Origin of the sequence: Aminobacter sp. MET-1 (assembly GCF_026521175.1) — a bacterium.
In the GTDB taxonomy this organism is placed as follows: Bacteria; Pseudomonadota; Alphaproteobacteria; order Rhizobiales; family Rhizobiaceae; genus Aminobacter.
In genome coordinates this window covers 247,846-267,924 of the sequence record NZ_JAMSHL010000005.1, presented here as the reverse complement: position 1 = coordinate 267,924, position 20,079 = coordinate 247,846, and the positions used below count along the sequence as shown (strand labels likewise).

At 65.0% G+C, this 20,079-nt stretch carries 13 protein-coding genes; 4 read left to right on the top strand and 9 right to left on the bottom strand.

What is annotated here, in order from left to right:
- Window positions 1-16: 16 nt before the first annotated feature.
- The 3 genes from NDO48_RS09965 to NDO48_RS09955 all read right to left on the bottom strand — a co-directional run bounded on the left by NDO48_RS09965 (window position 17) and on the right by NDO48_RS09955 (window position 1,909).
- The gene (locus tag NDO48_RS09965; RefSeq protein ID WP_267321412.1) at window positions 17-1,045 is read right to left on the bottom strand and encodes an NAD(P)/FAD-dependent oxidoreductase; all 1,029 of its coding nucleotides are present in this window, start codon (window positions 1,043-1,045) and stop codon (window positions 17-19) included.
- A 71-nt stretch (window positions 1,046-1,116) separates the two neighbouring features.
- Window positions 1,117-1,437, bottom strand: a complete 321-nt coding sequence (locus NDO48_RS09960) for a 2Fe-2S iron-sulfur cluster-binding protein (protein WP_018428159.1) — start codon at window positions 1,435-1,437, stop codon at window positions 1,117-1,119.
- Window positions 1,438-1,534: 97 nt separating this feature from the next.
- Complete coding sequence (locus NDO48_RS09955; RefSeq protein WP_018428160.1) at window positions 1,535-1,909, bottom strand: Hpt domain-containing protein; 375 nt, start codon at window positions 1,907-1,909, stop codon at window positions 1,535-1,537.
- A 279-nt stretch (window positions 1,910-2,188) separates the two neighbouring features.
- Here NDO48_RS09955 and NDO48_RS09950 point away from each other — a divergent pair, with 279 nt between their 5' ends.
- Complete coding sequence (locus NDO48_RS09950) at window positions 2,189-8,731, top strand: kinesin (RefSeq protein ID WP_267321411.1); 6,543 nt, start codon at window positions 2,189-2,191, stop codon at window positions 8,729-8,731.
- 375 nt (window positions 8,732-9,106) lie between these two features.
- On the opposite strand, the gene NDO48_RS09945 is transcribed toward NDO48_RS09950, so the two are convergent.
- The 4 genes from NDO48_RS09945 to NDO48_RS09930 all read right to left on the bottom strand — a co-directional run bounded on the left by NDO48_RS09945 (window position 9,107) and on the right by NDO48_RS09930 (window position 13,182).
- Window positions 9,107-9,703: an ABC-type transport auxiliary lipoprotein family protein gene (locus tag NDO48_RS09945; protein ID WP_245262168.1), complete on the bottom strand. Its 597-nt coding sequence runs from the start codon at window positions 9,701-9,703 to the stop codon at window positions 9,107-9,109.
- Window positions 9,704-9,783: 80 nt separating this feature from the next.
- Window positions 9,784-11,157, bottom strand: a complete 1,374-nt coding sequence (locus NDO48_RS09940) for an MlaD family protein (RefSeq protein ID WP_018428163.1) — start codon at window positions 11,155-11,157, stop codon at window positions 9,784-9,786.
- 14 nt (window positions 11,158-11,171) lie between these two features.
- Window positions 11,172-11,993, bottom strand: a complete 822-nt coding sequence (locus NDO48_RS09935) for an ABC transporter ATP-binding protein (RefSeq protein ID WP_018428164.1) — start codon at window positions 11,991-11,993, stop codon at window positions 11,172-11,174.
- 1 nt (window position 11,994) lies between these two features.
- Complete coding sequence (locus NDO48_RS09930; RefSeq protein WP_018428165.1) at window positions 11,995-13,182, bottom strand: ABC transporter permease; 1,188 nt, start codon at window positions 13,180-13,182, stop codon at window positions 11,995-11,997.
- A 77-nt stretch (window positions 13,183-13,259) separates the two neighbouring features.
- Between NDO48_RS09930 and dgcA the strand changes: the two genes are divergently transcribed.
- The gene (gene dgcA, locus NDO48_RS09925; protein ID WP_018428166.1) at window positions 13,260-14,243 is read left to right on the top strand and encodes an N-acetyl-D-Glu racemase DgcA; all 984 of its coding nucleotides are present in this window, start codon (window positions 13,260-13,262) and stop codon (window positions 14,241-14,243) included.
- On the opposite strand, the gene NDO48_RS09920 is transcribed toward dgcA, so the two are convergent.
- The gene (locus NDO48_RS09920) at window positions 14,205-15,428 is read right to left on the bottom strand and encodes an MFS transporter (RefSeq protein ID WP_040456714.1); all 1,224 of its coding nucleotides are present in this window, start codon (window positions 15,426-15,428) and stop codon (window positions 14,205-14,207) included. The two genes, dgcA and NDO48_RS09920, sit on opposite strands and share 39 nt — an antisense overlap.
- 304 nt (window positions 15,429-15,732) lie before the next feature.
- Window positions 15,733-16,554: a UDP-2,3-diacylglucosamine diphosphatase gene (locus NDO48_RS09915; RefSeq protein WP_267321410.1), complete on the bottom strand. Its 822-nt coding sequence runs from the start codon at window positions 16,552-16,554 to the stop codon at window positions 15,733-15,735.
- A 118-nt stretch (window positions 16,555-16,672) separates the two neighbouring features.
- Between NDO48_RS09915 and NDO48_RS09910 the strand changes: the two genes are divergently transcribed.
- Complete coding sequence (locus NDO48_RS09910; protein ID WP_267321409.1) at window positions 16,673-17,452, top strand: SDR family oxidoreductase; 780 nt, start codon at window positions 16,673-16,675, stop codon at window positions 17,450-17,452.
- A 239-nt stretch (window positions 17,453-17,691) separates the two neighbouring features.
- Complete coding sequence (locus NDO48_RS09905) at window positions 17,692-20,025, top strand: NADP-dependent malic enzyme (RefSeq protein WP_018428170.1); 2,334 nt, start codon at window positions 17,692-17,694, stop codon at window positions 20,023-20,025.
- Window positions 20,026-20,079: the final 54 nt, after the last annotated feature.

Sequence of the window (20,079 nt, the reverse complement as noted above, 5' to 3'; positions counted from 1 at the left end):
AGCAGTTCACAAGAAGCTAGTCGGGAACGCCGAGCTTCTTGTGCAGGCTCGTCGACGAGGTCGTGTACTGGAACACGATCCGCTCCTTGGGACTGACGACATGCTTGGCGGCTTGCGTCATCAGCGCCGCCTCATGGAAGCCCGACAGGATCAGCTTCAGCTTGCCCGGATACCAGTTGATGTCGCCGATGGCGAAGATGCCGGGCTCCGACGTCTGGAATTTCTCGGTGTCGACGGGGATCTGGTTCTCGTGCAGGTCGAGCCCCCATTCGGCCACCGGGCCGAGCTTCATCGTCAGACCGAAGAACGGCAGCAGGCGCGAGCAGGAGATCTTTGTCGCGCCATCCGGCCCATTGACGACGATTGTGCTCAGGCCGCCACCCTCGCCTTCCAGCATCGAAACCTGGCCGATGACCAGATCGAGCGCACCGGCGTCGCGCAAAGCGAGCATCTTGTTGACGTTGTCCGGTGCAGCTCGGAAATCCGGCCGGCGATGGACCAGCGTCACGCGGCGCGCCACTGGCTGCAGGTTGAGCGCCCAGTCGAGCGCCGAGTCACCGCCACCGACGATGACCACGTCATGGCCGCGCAGCTCTTCAATGCGCCTGACGGCATAGCGGACGCTTTGAGCCTCATAGGCCTCGATGCCGGGGATGGGCGGGCGCTTGGGCTGGAACGAGCCGGCCCCAGCGGCGATCACCACCACCTTTGCTTCAAACACTTCTTTCTCGTCGGTGGTCAGCCGGAAGCTGCCATCGCCCAGCCTCTCCAGTGAGGTGACCATGCGATTGAAGGTGAAGCCCGGCTTGAACGGCGCGATCTGCTCGAGCAACTTGTCGATCAGCTCCTGCGCGCCGATGACCGGATAACCGGGAATGTCATAGATCGGCTTGTCGGGATAAAGCTCGGCGCATTGCCCGCCGGGGCGGTCGAGAATGTCGATCAGGTGGCAGCGCATGTCGAACAGGCCGAGCTCGAACACCGCAAACAGGGCCACCGGCCCTGCCCCGACAATGACGACGTCGGTCCTGGTGATGTTGCTCAAGGCTTGCCTCGCCGCTCACTACATTGTCGACTGTGCATGACCCCGGAGGTCATGCCAAGCGGACGAAGCGATCAGCCCTGCCGCTCGGGAACAGTTACAACCAGCCCGTCAAGCTCGTCACGCACCTTGATCTGGCACGACAGGCGCGAATTGGGGCGCACCTCGTAGGCGAAGTCGAGCATGTCCTCTTCCATGGCCTCTGGCTCGCCGACAGCAGGCATCCACGCCTCGTCGACATAGACATGGCAGGTGGCGCAGGCGCAGGCGCCGCCGCATTCCGCTTCGATGCCGGGCACCGCGTTGCGGATCGCGTTTTCCATCACGGTCGAACCGTTCTCGGCCTCGACGTCGAAGCGCGTGCCGTCATGGGCGATATAAGTAAGCTTGGTCATGCTCGTTCCTGAATGGGTCACCCGGCAGATAATCACTCCACCCAGCAAGTCAACTGTCGCGCAAATGCGCCGCTTCCTGTCGGGATCGCGATCGAGGCTATCGGTTGATGGCGGCGATGAAGTCGCGCACCTCTTCGATCAGCCGGCTGAGGCGGCCGATCAGCCTGGCGTCGTCGGGTTCGGCCTCGATCTGAGCGAGGCAGGACGCGATCGGGAACGCGCCGACCCCGCGCGCCGCGCCTTTGAGCGCGTGGCACAAACGCAGCCGCTCGGCGATGTCGGCCGGTCCGATCGCGTCGCGAACCGAAAGCGCCTGATGAACGAACATGTCGAGCACCTCGCGCTCGACATCGCGGTCGTCCATGGTCTGCCGAGCCAGGTGCTCGAGGTCGACCGGACGGCTGTGGGCGGTGCCCGAAGATTCGCCGCCGGGCATGTTGAAGGCTACGGACTCTGTCTCACGCGCACCCATTGAACCCCGCCTCCGCTACTCGCCCAAGGGTTGGTAGCCTAGGCCCACCATGTGGATAACCCGTTAACCCGCCAACCCCAGCAATCCCGCGGAACCGGGCCGATTAATCACTCCAATGTTAACCTTATATTTAAACTTTTACGTATCGGGGAGAATGCATGTTTTCTTTACCCGATTGTGTCACTACGATACGGGCGGTCCATATTGAGCCTCGGACGCGGTCAAAAATAGGACAAAAAGTCCAGTAATTCCGCGTCTTTAGTACAGGGTAGCGAAGGCATGGCGAAAAAATCCACTCCCACAAAAATCGACATGGATGTGGCAAAGGAGCTCGAGGCAGCCCTCGATCTCGATCTGACGGGCGCCGATGACGGTGGCCTGGACATGACGGCATCGATCGACGACTTCGAGGCGCAGATTTCCCAGGCTGCCGCCGAACTGGCTCAAGAGAGCAACAAGCAGAAGCCTGTCGTTGCAGCTGCTCCCAAGCCCGCGCCAGCGCCCGTCAAGCAGGCTCCGGTCAAGCAGGCCATTGCCGAGCCGCCGACCTCGCTTCGCCCGATCGATCCGCCGCGCCCGCTTCAGCCCGAAGGCCTGAAGCCCGCAAATGACGAGCGCCAGAAGGACTACAAGTCGCTCCTGCACAGCCTCAACCGCCGCGCCTCGAGCACCATCTACTGGATGGTCGGCCTCGTATCGCTCGCGTGGGTCGCAGGCGCAGCAGCCCTGGCCGATCGCCTCGTCACGCCCAGCATCTGGGCCATCCGTTCGCTTGACGACGCCCTCGCCCGCCCGGGCCTGCTGATGCTCGTTCTCGCAACAGTCATTCCGATCGCCTTGTTCTGGGCTTTTGCCGCGATGATACGCCGCGCCCAGGAAATGCGCATAGCCGCCCAGTCGATGACTGAAGTCGCCTTCCGTCTCGCCGAGCCGGAAAACATGGCCCAGGACCGCGTCATGATGGTCGGTCAGGCGGTGCGCCGCGAAGTCGCCGCCATGGGCGAAGGCATCGAGCGCACGCTGGCGCGTGCCGTCGAGCTGGAAACGCTCGTCCACACCGAAGTCAACCAGATCGAGCGCTCCTATTCGGAAAACGCCGCCCGCATCCGTTCGCTGGTCGACGGCCTCGGCAGCGAGCGCGAGGCGGTGGTCAGCCACGCCGAGCGCGTTCGCTCCTCGATTGCCGGCGCCCACGAGACGCTGCGCGACGAGCTGGGCTCCGCCAGCGACATCATCCGCGACAGCATCCTGAACGCATCGACCAAGCTGTCGATGACAATCACCAGCTCCGGCGACACGCTGATCGACCGCATCAATGAAGGCGGCATGGGCCTGTTCGAGGCTATCGACAACCGCATGGATTCGATCAGCGACCGTCTGTCGACTTCAGGCGAAGCCTTCGCCAGCCTGCTCGACACCCGCATCGCCAAGCTGACCCAGAGCACCGACGACGTCACCCGCTCGCTGACCGACCTGCTCGACGACCGCACGTCCGGCATGGTGTCGCTGCTCGGCGGCGCAGCCAGGACGATCAATTCCGAGTTCGAGGCCAGCCTTCACGGCATCGAGCGCACCCTGGCCGAGCGCGGCCAGGCGCTTATCGGCGAGTTCCAGACCCGCGCCGAGGCACTTGATACCGGCACCGCCAAGCTCAATGCGGCACTTGAGGCCCGTGCCCGCCAGATCAACGAGACGCTGGTCGAGCGCGCTCGCGAAATCGCCACCACCTTCGTCGAGGGCCGCGACTCGCTGTCGGCCATGATCGACCAGGGCAAGACCCAGATCGGCACCGACCTCGCCGACATCATCACCTCGACCTCGACGATGCTCGAGGCCCGCGCCAGCGATTTCGCCGGCCGCATGGAGGCGGCACGTCATCAGGTGTCGCGCGCCTTCGACGGCGACATCCAGCGCCTGTCGGACGCTCGTGTCGGCATCGAACAGGCAGTCGACGACCACACCCGCAAGCTGTCTGAAGCCCGCGACCGCATGGCTGCAGCGCTCAAGGACGACCTCAGCAAGTTCGCCGAAGGCCGCGCCAGCATCGAGGCCGCCGTCGGCTTCCAGGTGCAGAAGCTCGCCGAAGGCCGCAGCCTTATCAGCCGTGCCCTCGACGAGGACATGCGCAAGCTCGAGCAGTCGCGCCAGGCAATCGACGAAACGCTCGGCGGCCAGTTCCGCCAGCTGGCCCAGGGCCGCGAACAGCTCGCCCAGGCCCTCGTCGAAGACTCCGAGAAACTTGTCCAGGCCCGTACGAACATTGACGAAATGGTCGCCGGGCATGTCGGCAAGCTGGCCGAGGGCCGCTCGATCCTGACGCGCGCTCTGGAAGCCGACCTCAACAAGCTGGCCGACAGCCGCAGCAGCATCGACGGTCTGGTCGCAGGCCAGGTCGAGAAGATCGCCGAAGGCCGCGCCATCCTGGCGTCCGCGCTGGAAAAGGATCTCGACGGCATCAAGGCGCTGGTCGAAGGCCACTCCTCGAAGATCGCAACCGACCGTGCCGGCCTCGCCAAGGCGCTTGAATCAGACCTCGAAGGCATTCAGGCCCTCGTCGACGGTCACGCCACCAAGATGGCCTCGGATCGTGCCGGCCTCGCCAAGGTGCTCGAGTCCGACCTGGCAGGTATCCAGGCCCTCGTCGACGGCCACTCCACCAAGATGGCCTCGGATCGCGCCAACCTGTCGCGCAATCTCGAGACCGACATCTCCGCCGTCCATGGCCTGATCGAGGATCACGCCGCCAAGCTCACCGACCAGCGGGTGCTGCTGTCGAAGACGCTGGAATCCGACCTTGCCAAGCTTGCGGAAAGCCGCGCCGGCATCGACGGCCTCGTCGCCGGCCAGGTCGAGAAGCTGGCCGAAGGCCGCGACATCCTCAGGCGCGCCCTCGAAGCCGACCTCAACGCCATCCAGAACACGATTTCCAGCCAGTCGGAGAAGCTCGCCGGCGACCGTGCGATGCTGTCGCGTGCCCTGGAGGCCGACGTCGACAACGTCAAGGGCCTCGTTTCGGCCCATGCCGAGCGCCTCGTCGTCGAACGCGGCGCGCTTTCCAAGGCGCTGGAAGACGACCTCGCCAAGCTGGCCGAGAGCCGTTCGGGCATTGACGGCCTGGTGGCCGGTCAGGTCGAGAAGCTGGCCGAAGGCCGCGACATCCTCAAGCGTGCGCTGGAAACCGACCTCAACACGATCCGCAACACCATCTCGTCGCAGTCGGACAAGCTGGCCGAAGACCGCGCCATGCTGGCACGTTCGCTCGAAGCCGACCTCGACAGCGTCAAGGGCCTGGTTTCCAGCCACGCCGAGCGACTGGTTTCCGAGCGCATGACGCTGTCGCGCGCCCTGGAAGACGACCTCGCCAAGCTGTCCGAAAGCCGCTCGGGCATCGACGGGCTCGTTGCCGGCCAGGTCGAGAAGCTGGCCGAGGGCCGCGACATCCTCAGGCGCGCGCTTGAAGCCGATCTCGCCCGGATCGACGGCATGATGCTCGGCCAGGTCGACAAGCTGGCCGCCGGCCGCGATGCGCTGACCAAGGCGCTGGAAGCCGATCTCGCCATGCTCAACGAGAGCCGTTCCGGCATCGACGACATCGTCGCCGGCCATGTCGGCAAGCTCGCCGAAGGCCGCGCCACGCTGGCCCGTGCGCTTGACGAAGACCTCGGCAAGCTCGGCGACACGCGCCGCGAGATCGATCTTGCGATTTCCGGCCACATCGACCAGATCGCCGCCCGCCGCGTCGACATCTCCGACGCCATCGCCGGTGACATCGAAAAGATCGAAGAAGCCTTCCGGCGCCAGACCGGCGTCATCGAAGAGCGTACCGGCACCATGGAACGCGCGCTCTCGCTCGGCGTCGACAATGTCCGTGGCGTGCTCGAGAAGAGCGCTGTCTTCGTCGCCGGCGCCCTGCGCGAAAAGGTCATGGAAGTGACGGCTGCCCTGCACGAGCAGGCCGGCCAGGCCTTCACCGACGCCGACCGCCGCATCGCCGAACGCGCCGATCAGACCTCGCAGGCCCTGCTCGCCCGCGCCGAGGACATCGCCCGCGCCTTCGACGACGCCGACGTCAGGCTCGCCGCCCGCGCCCAGGAGACGTCAAGCTCGCTGCTGGCACGCGCCGAGGAAACCGCGGATATGCTGTCGGCCAAGGCCGGCGAGATCGCCCGCACCTTCGACGCGGCCGACCGCTCGCTCATCGCCCGCGCCATCGAGACGGCGGAATCGCTGTCGGCACGTGCCGGCGACATCCTGCGCAACTTCGACAACGCTGATGAACGTCTTGGCATGCGCATTGGCGAGTCGGCCGATGCGCTGGCCGCCCGTGCGGCCGAACTCGGCCGCATCTTCGACACCGCCGACGAGAAGCTCGCCACCCGCATCGCTGAGGGCGCGGATTCGCTCGGCAACCGTGCCGGCGAACTGAGCCGTATCTTCGACGCCGCCGACGAGCGCATTGCCGCCCGCGTCGCCGACAGTTCGGCAACACTCGGCAGCCGCGCCGGCGAGATCGTCCGCAACTTCGAGGAGGCGGACGAGCGCCTTGCGGCTCGTGTCACCCAGACTGCCGACCTGCTTGCCGGCCGGGCCGCCGAAATCGGCCGTACCTTCGAGGAAGCAGACGGCCGCATGGCTGCACGCATCGACGAGACGTCGCAGTCGCTGATCGGCCGCACGTCGGAAATCGGCGCTGCCTTCGACGAAGCAGGCCGCCAGCTCGCCGCACGCGTCGACCAGACCTCCCAGTCCCTGCTCGGCCGCGCCAGCGAGATCGGCCAGGCATTCGACGAGGCTGGCCAGCAGCTCGCTGCCCGCATTTCGGAGAGCACCTCCGGCATCGGCGACCATGCAGCCCAGATCGCCAACGCGTTCGCCGAAACCGAACAGCGCGTGGTTGCCCGCGCCCACCGCACATCGGCCGATCTCGACGCCCGCGCCAAAGCGATCGAGGAAACGCTCGCCAATGTCGACGAGCGCTTGGCTGCCGGCGCACAGGGCGTTGCGGCCCGCATCGGCGAACACCTGTCGAGCGCCGAGAATCGCCTCGCCTACGGCGCCGAAACGATGGGCCAGAAGCTCAACGAGCAGGTCACCCAGGCCGAAGCGCAACTCGTTGCCCGTGCCAATGTGATTGCCGAGACCTTCACGGCCGTCGGCCAGCACATCGGCCAGAGCACCAACGAAGCCGCACGCACCATCGGCGCCAACACGCGTGAACTGAACGCCATGCTGTCCGAGCGCTCGGGCGAGATCGCCAAGATCCTCGACGAGACCGCCCGCCCGCTGGTCGACAGGTTCGCCGAAGGCGGCACCGAGCTGCAGCGGAGCATGGAGTTGGCGACCGCTCGTGCGACCGAAAAGCTGCGCGCCGAAAACGCAGCCCTTGTCGACGCACTCGCCAGCCGCACCAGCGAAACGCTGTCTGCTGTTGAAGGCGCACGCTCGACGCTGGCAGAAAGCGTGGCCGATCTCATCGGCCGCATGTCGGCTTCGAGCTCGCAGCTCGGCGACCTGATCGAACGCGCGGCGCAGAACCTGGCCAGCGTCGACGATCGCCTGACCGGCAGCACCTCGACCTTCGCAGCAACGACGGAAAAGGCCGCACAGACCTTCTCCAGCGCCGCTCGCCTGGTCGATTCGAACACCAACCGCCTGACGGACCTGTCGTCCAGCACGCTGCGCGAAGTGGCCTCCATCGCCACCAAGTTCGACGAGCATAGCCGTCTGCTGTCGAGCGCCTCCAACCTTCTCGCCTCGGCGCAGAGCAACCTCGAGCACACCCTTGAGCGCCAGTCGTCGCTGGAAGACCTCGCTGTCGGCCTGGTGAAGAAGTCGGAGGACCTCGAGCGCGTCATGCAGTCGTTCGAGCGCCTCGTCGGCCAGACGCTGGAAAGTGCTGAAGGCAAGACGATGGAATCGGCCGAGAAGATCCGCGCCGCTATCTCCGACGTCGTCGAAACCGCGACCAAGCGCTTCGCCGACGCCACCGAGGACATGCGCCGCACCGCCGGCTCCATCAAGACCGAGCTCGAAAGCACCCGCGCCGAACTCAAGAAGGGCGTGCTCGACATGCCGGAGGAGGCCAAGGAATCGACAACCGCGATCCGCCGCGCCGTTTCCGAGCAGATCAACGCGCTCAAGGAGCTGTCGGCCATCGTCGCCAAGTCGGGCCGCACGGTCGACGTTTCGGATGCCTCGCTGCGCAACACGCAGCAGCCGGCACCGCGTCGTCCTGCCCCGCAGCCCGAGCATCGCAACGAACCACCTGCTGCGCCTCAGGTGCCGCTCGGTGGTGCAGGCCTGCGCGGCACGCTCGACATCGAGCGCCCGACGGCCGAGCCGCAGCCGGCAGCCCGTGGCGGCCAGCAGGGCGGCTGGGTCCGCGACCTGTTGACCGGCGCATCGCGCGAACAGCAGCCGGCACGTCCGGCAGCCCAGCCCGAGCCGCGTGCGGTCCCTGCACAGCGTTCGCCGCTGCATGTGGTCGAATCGCTCAACTCGCTGTCGGTCGACATCGCCCGCGCCATCGACCATGACGCCTCGATCGAGCTCTGGGATCGTTATCGCCGCGGCGAGCGCGACGTCTTCACCCGCCGACTCTACACGCTGAAGGGCCAGCAGACCTTCGACGAGATCCGCCGCAAGTATCAGTCTGACGGAGAGTTCCGCTCGGCCGTTGACCGCTACTGCGACGACTTCGAGAAGCTGCTGAAGGACGTCTCGCGCAACGACCGCGACTCGATCATGACCAAGACCTACCTGACGTCAGACACGGGCAAGGTATACACGATGCTCGCCCACGCGGCAGGGCGCCTGAAGTAGGGCGTCGCCCACAGGGCACTGAGCCAACCAAAAAGAGGGCAGCAGGTTCGTACCTGCTGCCCTTTTTGCTATCTGGCGTATCGGCTCGAAACCGGTGCCGATCTGCGGACAGCATGGGCGTAGGGGTCAGACACTGTCAAAACACTCGGCAAGCGCCCATTCGGACGCGCAGCGCTCTAACCTCGAACTGTGCCTGGATCGTACTGGATTTTGGATCGCCGATGTGCCCCGCATCTCGCGATAGGCGCCGCCGGCATGTCTTCCAGGCAAGCAAGGATCGCAAGGCAAGGTGCCAGGCGCCGATTACGTCGGGACGAGTGCAGATCGCAGGAGCGGACACTTGCCGCCCTGCTCCCCACAGCCCGGTCGTTCAGGTCAGATGAGTGATTCCGTCCACTTGACGATGTCGGTGGCGGACGTGCCGAAGGCGGCATCGAGGGCCGCGGCATAGGCACCGTTGCCTGCGCCCGAAACAGGCGCGCTTGCCGTGAAGACGCGCGATGCGCGAACCTGGCCATTGCGGTCGTTGAGCAGCCTGACGAAAAGCTCGACCTCGGCACGGTCGGTGCCATCGAGCTTGATGCCGAAATTGCGGATCTCGACGATCACCTGATAATCGATCGCCAGCCCCTCGCCGGGCTTGCCGACGCCGATGTAGCCGCCGGCGCGCTGGAATGTCTCGGCGAGCCGCGCCTGGACGATGCGCGGCAGCCGGTCGGACCACTGCGCGCCCTTGAGGAACTGGATCGAGCCCGGCGTCGGGTTGATGACCATGCTCTGGCCGTCAAGCGACTTGAGCGCGGAAGGCTCAGCAATCAGTATCTGGCGATGGCTGGACCCGCTGCGGCCCGCAACTGAAGGCGCGGTCAGTTCATAGGTATCGAGCGGCGGCGGCGTGCTGACGAACAGCGAGGTGCAACCGGACAGCGCCAACGCTGCTGCAAGCAGCCATATAGATCTAGCAGCCTTCACGTGCTGTCCCCGGCCAAGACTCACCCGCGCCTCGCGCGCACCACCCTCACCCGCTGTCATGCTGCGGCATGCCGGCGATGTCAACGACGCACCCTTCCGTCGAACTCGCGCACCGAGCCTTCGCCACCGGTGATGATGCGTTGCGGATTGCGCTCAAGATCCGAGATCGCCTGTTCGATGCGGGTAATCGAGCGCCTGGAATCCTGGACCAGCGAATCGACATCGCGCAGCCCCTGGCCGGAGAAGCGCGACAGCCCGTCCATGATCGTGCCGAGCTTCGAGTTCAGCGTATCGGCCACCTGCTTGAAGGATTTCAGGGTGGCGCTCGCATCGGCCATAACGCCCTGGGCGTCGCCGGAGCCGAGCAGCTTGTCGACCTTGGCCAGGACGCCGTCGACGCGAACCGAGGCCTGGTTCAGCCGGCCCATCATCTCCTTGGCGTCGGTGACCATCTGGTCGATATCGCCGGAGCGGTTGCCGAACTTGTCGGTCACCTTGGCGATGTCGGCCGCTACCTTGCTGGCATTCTCGCTGGCCTTGCTGATGTCAGCCAGCGTCTTGCGCACGGTCTCGGCATCGACGCCCTCCAGCGCACCGTCGACCTTGGACAATGTCTGTTGCGTCTGCTTGGCAAAACCATTGATCGAGGCAACTGCGCTCTCCACGCCCTTGACGATGCCGTCGAGCTGGTCGCTCTGCTTGGCGAGGCTGGCGGTGAAGGTGTCGATGTTGGCGACGATGTTCTTCACCTGCTCCTTGTCGACCGACTTGAGCAGGCCTTCAGCTGCCGTGATAGTGCCATCCAGCTTGCCCGAAACGCCCTGCAGTTCCTCCGAAAGCGCGCTCACGCTCGCCAGGAACTTGTCGACGCCGTCAGCATTGCGGGCGAGCGATTCGGAAAATTTCTGCGCATTGGTCACGGTCTCGGTCAGCGGACCGCGCACGTCATTGGTGAAACCTTCGAGATTGGAAAGCACCGTGTCGGCGCGCTTGAAGATGTCCTGGGCCGTCTGCAGGAGGTTGGTCACCGCAGACGGATTGGCGACGATCTCGGCGATGGTTCCCTGTTTGTTGGCTTCCGCCAGCAGATTGGGCTCGCTGACGCTCGCGCCTTTCAGCTCGATATTCGCCTGCCCCGTCAGACCGGCAAGGCCGATGTCGGCCTGGGTCGACTTGGTGATGGGGGTGAGCTCGTCGATCTCGGTGTCGGCGATGGCGACGGTTGGATTGCTGACATCGAGATAGACGCGACGCACGTCGCCGACCTTGACGCCGTTGAACAGGACGAAGCTGCCGCGGCTGAGGCCAGAAGCAGAGCCTGGGATGCGCACGCGCAGCGTCGTTGTGGCGCCACGCTCACCGATCGCCGCCGTCCAGTAGACGAAGGCGAAGGCAGCCAGGATCGAGACCAGCGTGAAGATGCCGACGATGACGTAATTGGCCCTTGTCTCCATCAACTCATCCCATCCTAGATCCGCGCCGCGAGATCGAGCTGCCGGGCACGCTTGCCCCGGAAGTAGGACTTAACCCACGGCTCCTCGCTCTGCAGCATGTCGTCTATCGTGCCCTCGATCAGCACCTTCTTGTTGCCGAGAACCGCGACCCTGTCGCAGACGGAAAACAGGCTGTCGAGGTCGTGAGTGACCATGTAGACGGTCAGCCCCATCGTGTCGCGCATCTTGGCGACAAGTTCGTCGAACTCGGCGGCGCCGATCGGGTCGAGACCCGATGTCGGCTCGTCGAGGAACACGATGTCGGGGTCCAGCGCCAACGCACGCGCCAGCGCCGCGCGCTTGATCATGCCGCCCGACAGCTCCGAGGGATATTTGTAGGCAGCGTCCGACGGCAGGCCGACCAGCTCGATCTTGAGCATCGCAAGCTCGTCCATAAGCTTGCGCGGCAGATCCAGATATTCGCGCATCGGCACCTGGACGTTTTCGAGCACCGTCAGTGCCGAAAATAGCGCCCCGTGCTGGAACAGCACGCCGAGCCGCATGTCGATGCGAAGCCGTTCTTCGTCGCTGGCCTTTTCCAGGTCGACATCGAACAGCTTGATCGTGCCCGACTGCTTGCGTGTAAGGCCGAGAATGGTGCGCAGCAGCACCGACTTGCCGGCACCCGAAGCACCGACGAAGCCGAGGATCTCGCCGCGTCTGATGTCGAGCGACAGCTTGTCGAGAATCACCCTCGTGCCGAATGCGACGGTGAGGTCGCGCACCGACAGCACGACATCGCCATTGGCGGGCTGGATGTTGTGATCGACAGCGATGGCCTTGGCGCGGCTGCCCATGTCAGAACCCGATCGCTGCGTAGAACATGGCAAACAAACCATCGAGGATGATGACGATGAAGATCGCCTTCACCACCGATGCGGTGACGTGCTGGCCAAGCGATTCGGCGCTGCCGCCAACTTTCATGCCTTCGACCGAAGCGATCGTGCCGATGATCAGGGCCATGAACGGCGCTTTGATGAGACCGGCGAAGATAGTTCCGAGATCGATCGCCACGCGCAGGCGGTCGATGAAAGCCGCAGGCGGGATGCCGGAGTAGAACCAGGCCGTTGCCATGCCGCCGCCAAGGGCTGCGAAATTGGCGATGATGGTGAGGCACGGCAGCGCCACCACCAGCGCCACAAGTCGCGGAAACACCAAGACGCCGATGGGATTGAGACCGATGACGGTGAGCGCATCGACCTCCTCGCGCATCTTCATCGAGCCGATTTCGGCGGTGATGGCGCTGCCGGAACGGCCGGCGATCATGATCGCCGTCATCAGCACGCCGAGTTCGCGCAGGACCAGCACGCCGATCAGGTCGACGACGAAGATGTCGGCGCCGAAATAGCTGAGCTGGAAAGCGCCCTGCTGGGCGACGATGGCGCCGACGATGGTCGACATCAAGAGCACGACCGGGATGGCGCCCACGCCCATGCGGTCGATCTGGTTGAAGATAGCGGCCGGATTGACGGCATGGCCACGGCCGAGCTTCATCTGGGCGCCCCGGATGGTGGCTCCGAGGATGTTCATGGCCGAGAGGAAGTCGTCGCGCATCTCGTAGACGCGGCGGCCGACGGCCTCCAGCGCGCGGATAACGATGTTCGGCTGGCCCTGTTCGCCCGAGCCCGTATCGCGCCGGACCGCTTCGCCGACGGCGCCCAGCAGGATGTCGGCCGCCTCACTGCGCCCCTCCATCCTGATCGCGACACCCTTCTTTTCGTTGGCGCTCACCAACCGGTCGATGACCCAGGCCCCGGCCGTGTCCATCTTTTCGATGGCCGACAGGTCGAGAACGATGGTGCTGTAGCCCTTGCGCGCTTCGATCCCGCGCATTTCGGCATCGACGAAGGCGACGGTGCGGGTCGTCCATATCCCCGAAAACACGCAAGCCAGCGCGTCGCCGCGCTCCGCCACCGCAACCTGCGGTCGGTGGTCGCTTTCGCCGGCCGCCCCGCCGCTTGCTTCCCGTTTGCCGATGGTCAACATGGCAGACTGTTTACCGCGTCGGCCGCGACCTGTCGATTTTCGTAGCCGTGCCAAGCAGTTGATCGGAGCAGTTTTCCATGTCGCGTGTCCTTTCGGCCATTTCCGAGCGCTTTCCCATCGCCGGAACCTTCACCATTTCGCGCGGTTCCAAGACCGAAGCGGAGGTGATCTCGGTCACGATCGCCGAATCAGGTGCAATCGGGCGCGGCGAGTGCGTGCCCTACAAGCGCTATGGCGAGACTATGGAGAGCGTTGCCGAGGCGATCGAGCAGGTCCGCCGAGCGGTCGAAGACGGCGCCTCGCGCGACGAATTGCTTGGATTGATGCAGCCGGGTGCTGCGCGCAACGCCGTCGACTGCGCGCTGTGGGACCTTGAGGCCAAGCTGAGCGGCGTTCCGGTCAGCCGCACCCTCGGCCTCGGCGCTCCCCACGCGCTGGAAACCGCCTACACCCTGTCCTTGGGCGAGCCCGAGGCGATGGCGGCCCAGGCGCGCGCCAATGCCGCGCGTCCGCTGCTCAAGGTCAAGATCGGCGGCGACAACGACATCGCGCGCATCCGCGCGGTGGTCGAGGCCGCCCCCAGCAGCCGCCTGATCCTCGATGCCAACGAAGGCTGGACCGACGCCAACATCGCCGAGAATCTGGCAACGGCAGCCGAACTTGGCATCGCCCTGATCGAGCAGCCGCTGCCGGCTGGCGCCGACGCGATCCTCGCCAGAATTCCGCACCCGGTGCCGATCTGCGCCGACGAAAGCGTGCATGTCGCGGCCAACCTGGCGGAGCTCAAAGGCCGCTATGATGCGGTCAACATCAAGCTCGACAAGTCAGGCGGGATGACCGCGGCAATCGAGCTGCGCGACCAGGCCCGCGCGCTCGGCTTCCAGATCATGGTCGGCTGCATGGTGGGCACGTCGCTGGCCATGGCGCCAGCCGTGCTTTTGGCGCAGGGCGCCGATTTCGTCGACCTGGACGGACCGCTGCTTTTGGCCCGCGACCGCACGCCCGGCCTTATCTATGAGGGCTCAATGGTGTCGCCGCCCCTGCCCGAGCTTTGGGGCTGAACGGGCGCCGACAAGCACCAGCATGATGGCGACGGCGGCAACGCCGGCCATGAAGTAGAAGCCGTTGGCGCCAAAGTTCTGGTAAAGCGGCCCGGACGCCAGCGTCACCACAGCCATCGACATGCCGTTGGTGAAATAGGCGACGCCCTGGGCAGCGCCGGTACGTTCCTCGGGCACCGATTCGGCGATCAGCTTCTGCACACCGATGAGCACCAGCGCGGTCGAAAATGCATGCAGGCTCTGGACCGCGAAGAAGCCAGGCACGCCGAGCCCGAGCGGCCAGATCAGCGGATAGGCAATCCAGCGCACGATGGCGCCGGCACCTGCAAGCAACAGCACGAAGGCAGTGGAGCGCCGGCCGAAGACGCGCGTGAACACCATGAACATGGCTATCTCGGCGGCGACGCCCCAGCTCCACAGCAAGCCGACGACGGTTTCACTGATGCCCAAGGATTTCCAGTAGATCGACACGAAGCCATAGAGGAACCCGTGGCTGGCGATGATGACGCCTGTGCCGCCGGCCATGATCAGGAAATAGCGGTTGAACAGCTTGGGCGCCTGCTGCTGCATGTCGGTGGCCGACAGTGGCGATGCCCGGCGTGGCCGGCCGAGCCTCGGCGTGATGAACGACATCAGGAAGCAGCCGAGCAGTCCGAGCGAAATGATCGCAGGCACGGCCTCGGCGCCCGTCCACGACAGGATGAAGCCTGCGGCAAGGCTGCCGCCAAGAAACGCGATCGACCCCCAGATGCGCATCGCCGCATAATCCGAGCCGAAGCGGCGCACGCCCGACAGCGCCAGCGAATCTGCGATCGGCGAATGCGGGGTCCAGACTACGGAAAGCGCCAGCGACACGACCAGCACCGTCAGATAGGCCGGTTCGAGGAAGTAGCCGAGGGAGATCGCCAGCGACGAGGCGGCGAGGAAGATGAAGACGCTGGCGCGGTCCTTGGCTTTGTCGGCCATGGCCGCAATCAGCGGCGTGGTGACGACGCGCAGGAACATCGGCGCCGACAGGATGATGGCGATCTGCTCGGGGTCGAAACCCTTGGCTTCCAGCCACAGCGGGAAGTACGGCAGATGCACGCCCATCGGCACGAAGAGTGCTGCAAAAAGCAGCGAGATTCGCAGTTCGAAGCGGCGCGGCTTGATCTGCTGTTCTGGTGTCAGAGGCGGAAGCGTCATGGCGGGCATTTGTCCGGGTGCAGACCCGAACCAACCAAGCCTCACCGATTTGCCTGCTCCATTATCACGAGCCTGCCGGGCACGAAAGCCGCTGCGCCCACCGTTGAGCGAAGCGGTTGGGCCAGCCTCGGAGATCGCCGGGCCGTCTCGTTCGGCAACGCCTCAAGCGACGCAACGATACTGGCATCGCGCGCGGCGCGGCGCAGCGAGGGGCCCTCGCCACGGCTGGCGATCGAGGCGTGGCCGGGACCTTCCCGCCAGCGGCATGGAATGGAAGCAGGAGCGCACATGGGAAGCTTTCCGTTCAGGCGGCTTTTTCGACGCGCCGTTGGTCGAGAACCATCGGCACGAGAGGCTCGGAAGCCAACTGGCCGGCCATCACATGCGGCCAGTGCAGGAGAACGAAGCTGCCGTCGAAATCCTCCGCGACAGCGGTGCAGCTTTCGACCCAGTCGCCGGTATTGATGTACTGGATGCCGTCGAAATCCTCGATGACTGCATGGTGGATATGGCCGCAGATGACGCCATCCACCTCGGAGCGGCGCGCCTCCTCGGTCAGCACCTGCTGGAAGGCGCCGATGAAATTGACTGCCTTCTTGACCTTGACCTTGGCCCAGGACGAGAACGACCAGTAGGGCATGCCGAAGGTGCGGCGAAAGCGCGCCACCACGCGGTTGGTGGCCATCGCCGCGTCATAGGCGAAATCGCCGAGGTAAGCGAGCCAGCGCACGTTCTGCACGACTGCGTCGAACTGGTCGCCATGGATGACGAGGAAGCGCTTGCCGTCGGCGGCCTCGTGGATCGCGCGGTCGGCAACGACGATGCCACCGAAATGCACGCCCTGGAAATTGCGGGCGAATTCGTCGTGGTTGCCGGCGATGTAGGTAATCTCGGTGCCCTTGCGCGCCTGGCGAAGCAGCTTCTGCACCACGTCATTGTGCAACTGCGGCCAATGCCACTGCCGGCGCAGACGCCAGCCATCGACGATATCGCCGACCAGAAAGATCTTCTCGGCCTCGTGGTGTCGCAGGAAGTCGATGAGGAAGTCGGCCTTGGCGGCCTTCGACCCCAGATGCACGTCGGAGATGAACAGCGTGCGGAAATTGCGTGTGTTCGTGCCGGACATGGCATTCGACCCGTTGCTTTTGCCGTGGCTATGCCCAGATTCATGCAACAGGCGTATGACGGTTGCGGCTTGGGCCGGGCGGTTCTAGGCTGGGTCATCACCGACAGGAGAACGCATCATGGATCTCGGCATCAGCGGGAAGAAGGCAATCGTCTGCGCCTCGAGCAAGGGCCTCGGCAAGGGCTGCGCGATAGCGCTGGCCGAAGCCGGCTGCGAGCTGTTCCTCAACGGTCGCGACGCCGGCATCCTCAGCCGCACGGCAACGGAAATCCGCCAGCGCTACGGCGTGCCGGTCACCGAGATCGTCGGCGACATCTCCGATCCGGCCGTGCAGAAGGCGCTGCTTTCGGCCTGCCCCGATCCCGACATCCTGGTCAACAACAATGGCGGGCCGCCCTACCGGGACTTCCGCGAACTCGACCGGGAGAAGATTCTCGCCGGCGTCACCAACAACATGGTCACCCCGATCGAGCTCATCAAAGCGGTCATCGACGGCATGGCGGCGCGCGGCTTCGGCCGCATCGTCAACATCACCTCACTGTCGGTCTACACGCCGATCCCCGGCCTCGACCTGTCCTCCGGTGCCCGCGCCGGCCTGACAGCATTCCTGGCAGGCGTTGCGCGCACGGTTGCCGACCGCAACGTCACCATCAACAACATGCTGCCCGGCAAGCTCGACACCGACCGCCTGCGCGGCCCGCATGAGCCCGGAAGCATCGAGGATCCGGCGGAAGGTGCAGCCCGCCGCGCGCGGCTCAGCGCCGGCATTCCAGCCGGTCGCCTCGGCACGCCTGAAGAATTCGGCCAGATCTGCGCCTTCCTGTGCTCGACACATGCTGGTTACATGACCGGGCAGAACATCCCTGTTGACGGCGGGCTCTATGTGAGCTCGTTCTAGGCTCGCTGCGACCCGAAACTGCCCCAAAGGCATCCGGCAGCGCGTCTTAAGGACGCGCTGTTTCGCCGAGCCTCACAAAAGACCGAATCGAGCTCTCAACCGCCACCTGCAAGCCGCTGGAATGATTGCAGTTCTGCCGCTTGAAAGTGATTCAACGTCCATTTGGCCGTTGACGCCTCGAAAATCGTGCAGGCCGTGCTAATAACGACCTTTGCTATTGGAATCTGAAGGAGCGGGACATGGCTGGGGAAGACAAGAAGAAGGACGCGCTGTCCGATCTGGATCACGCCGCCCTTTTCTTCCACAAGCACCCTGTCCCCGGTAAGCTCGAGATCCAGGCGACCAAGCCGCTCGGCAACCAGCGCGACCTGGCGCTCGCCTATTCGCCTGGCGTCGCCGCGCCCTGCCTCGCCATCAAGGACGACCCCGAGACCGCCGCCGACTACACCGGCCGGGCCAATCTCGTCGCGGTGATCTCCAACGGCACCGCCGTTCTCGGCCTCGGCAATATCGGCCCGCTGGCGTCCAAGCCGGTGATGGAAGGCAAGGCGGTGCTGTTCAAGAAGTTCGCCGGCATCGACGTCTTCGACATCGAGATCGACGCACCCGAGATCGACCAGATGGTCAACACCATCGCTGCGCTCGAGCCCACCTTCGGCGGCATCAATCTCGAAGACATCAAGGCGCCCGAGTGCTTCGAGGTCGAGGCGCAACTGAAGGCCAAGATGGCCATTCCGGTCTTCCACGACGACCAGCATGGCACCGCGATCATCGTCGCCGCCGCCGTGCTCAACGGCCTGGAACTCGCCGGGAAGAAGATCGAGGACGTCAAGATCGTGACGTCGGGCGCGGGTGCCGCAGCCCTTGCCTGCCTCAACCTCTTGGTCTCGCTCGGCGCCAAGGTCGAGAACATCTGGGTCACCGACCGCTTCGGCGTCGCCTATAAGGGCCGCGTCGACGAAATGGACCGCTGGAAGGATCCTTACGTCAAGGACACCAACGCCCGCGTGCTGGCCGACGTCATCGGCGGCGCCGACGTGTTCCTGGGCCTTTCGGCAGCCGGCGTACTGAAGCCCGAACTGTTGAAGGAGATGGCCGAGAAGCCGCTGATCCTGGCGCTCGCCAACCCCAAGCCAGAGATCATGCCCGAGGAGGCGCGCGCCGCCCGCCCCGACGCCATGATCTGCACCGGCCGGTCGGACTTCCCCAACCAGGTCAACAACGTCCTTTGCTTCCCCTATATCTTCCGTGGCGCGCTCGACTGCGGCGCACGCGCCATCAACGAGGAGATGAAGATGGCTGCTGTGCGCGCCATCGCGGCGCTCGCGCGCGAGGAGCCGTCGGATGTCGCCGCCCGCGCCTATTCCGGCGAGACGCCGACCTTCGGCCCCGACTTCCTGATCCCCTCGCCCTTCGATCCGCGCCTGATCCTGCGCATTGCGCCAGCGGTCGCCAAGGCTGCCTGCGAGACCGGCGTGGCGAGCCGTCCGATCGCCGATTTCGCCGCCTATGTCGACAAGCTCAGCCGCTTCGTCTTCCGCTCCGGCCTGGTGATGAAGCCGATCTTCTCCAATGCCAAGCAGGCGACGGCCAAGCGCGTCATCTATGCCGACGGCGAGGATGAGCGTGTGTTGCGCGCCGCTCAGGTCGTGCTCGAGGAAGACCTGGCAAGGCCGATCCTCATCGGCCGTCCGCATGTCATCGAGGTGCGTCTCAAGCGCTATGGCCTGCGCATCCGGCCGGGCGTCGACTTCGACATCATCAACCCCGAGGACGATCCGCGATACCGCCACTATGTGGAGGTGCTGATCGAGCTAGGCGGCCGCCGCGGCATCACACCCGAAGCAGCCCGCACCATGGTGCGCACCAACAATACGGTGATCGCCGCCATCGCCGTCCGGCGCGGCGATGCCGACGCGATGATCTGCGGCCTCGAAGGCCGTTTCGAGCGCCATTTGCGCAACGTCCAGCAGATCGTAGGCGTCCGCGATGGCATCCAGGATCGCGATCTGTCGACGCTCTCGATGCTGATTTCGCAGCGCGGCGTGCTGTTCTTCACCGACACCTATGTGACCGTCGACCCCTCGGCCGAAGAGATCGCCGAGATGACGATCCTCGCCGCCGAGGAAATCCGCCGCTTCGGCATCGAGCCCAAGGCCGCGCTTGTGTCGCATTCGAATTTCGGCTCGCGCGACACGCCGAGCGCCCGCAAGATGCGCGAAGCCGCCGAGATCCTGAAGCGCATCGCGCCGAAGCTGCAGGCCGACGGCGAAATGCATGGCGACTCGGCATTGTCGGAGGCGTTGCGCCAGCGCGTTTATCCGCATTCGACGCTGAAGGGCGAAGCCAATCTCCTGGTCTTCCCCAATCTCGATGCGGCCAACATCGCCCTGACCACGGTCAAGACGATGATGGATGCGCTGCATGTCGGGCCGATCCTGCTCGGCACAGCACAGCCTGCACACATCCTGACACCTTCGGTCACCTCGCGCGGCGTCGTCAACATGACTGCACTCGCGGTCGTGGAAGCTTCGCAGCGTGCCCAGGCGACGGTGCAGTCGCCGGCGGGCTGATCGTTGCGACGAAAATGACTAAGCTGCCGAACGCAGGGATTGAGTCGATCCTTG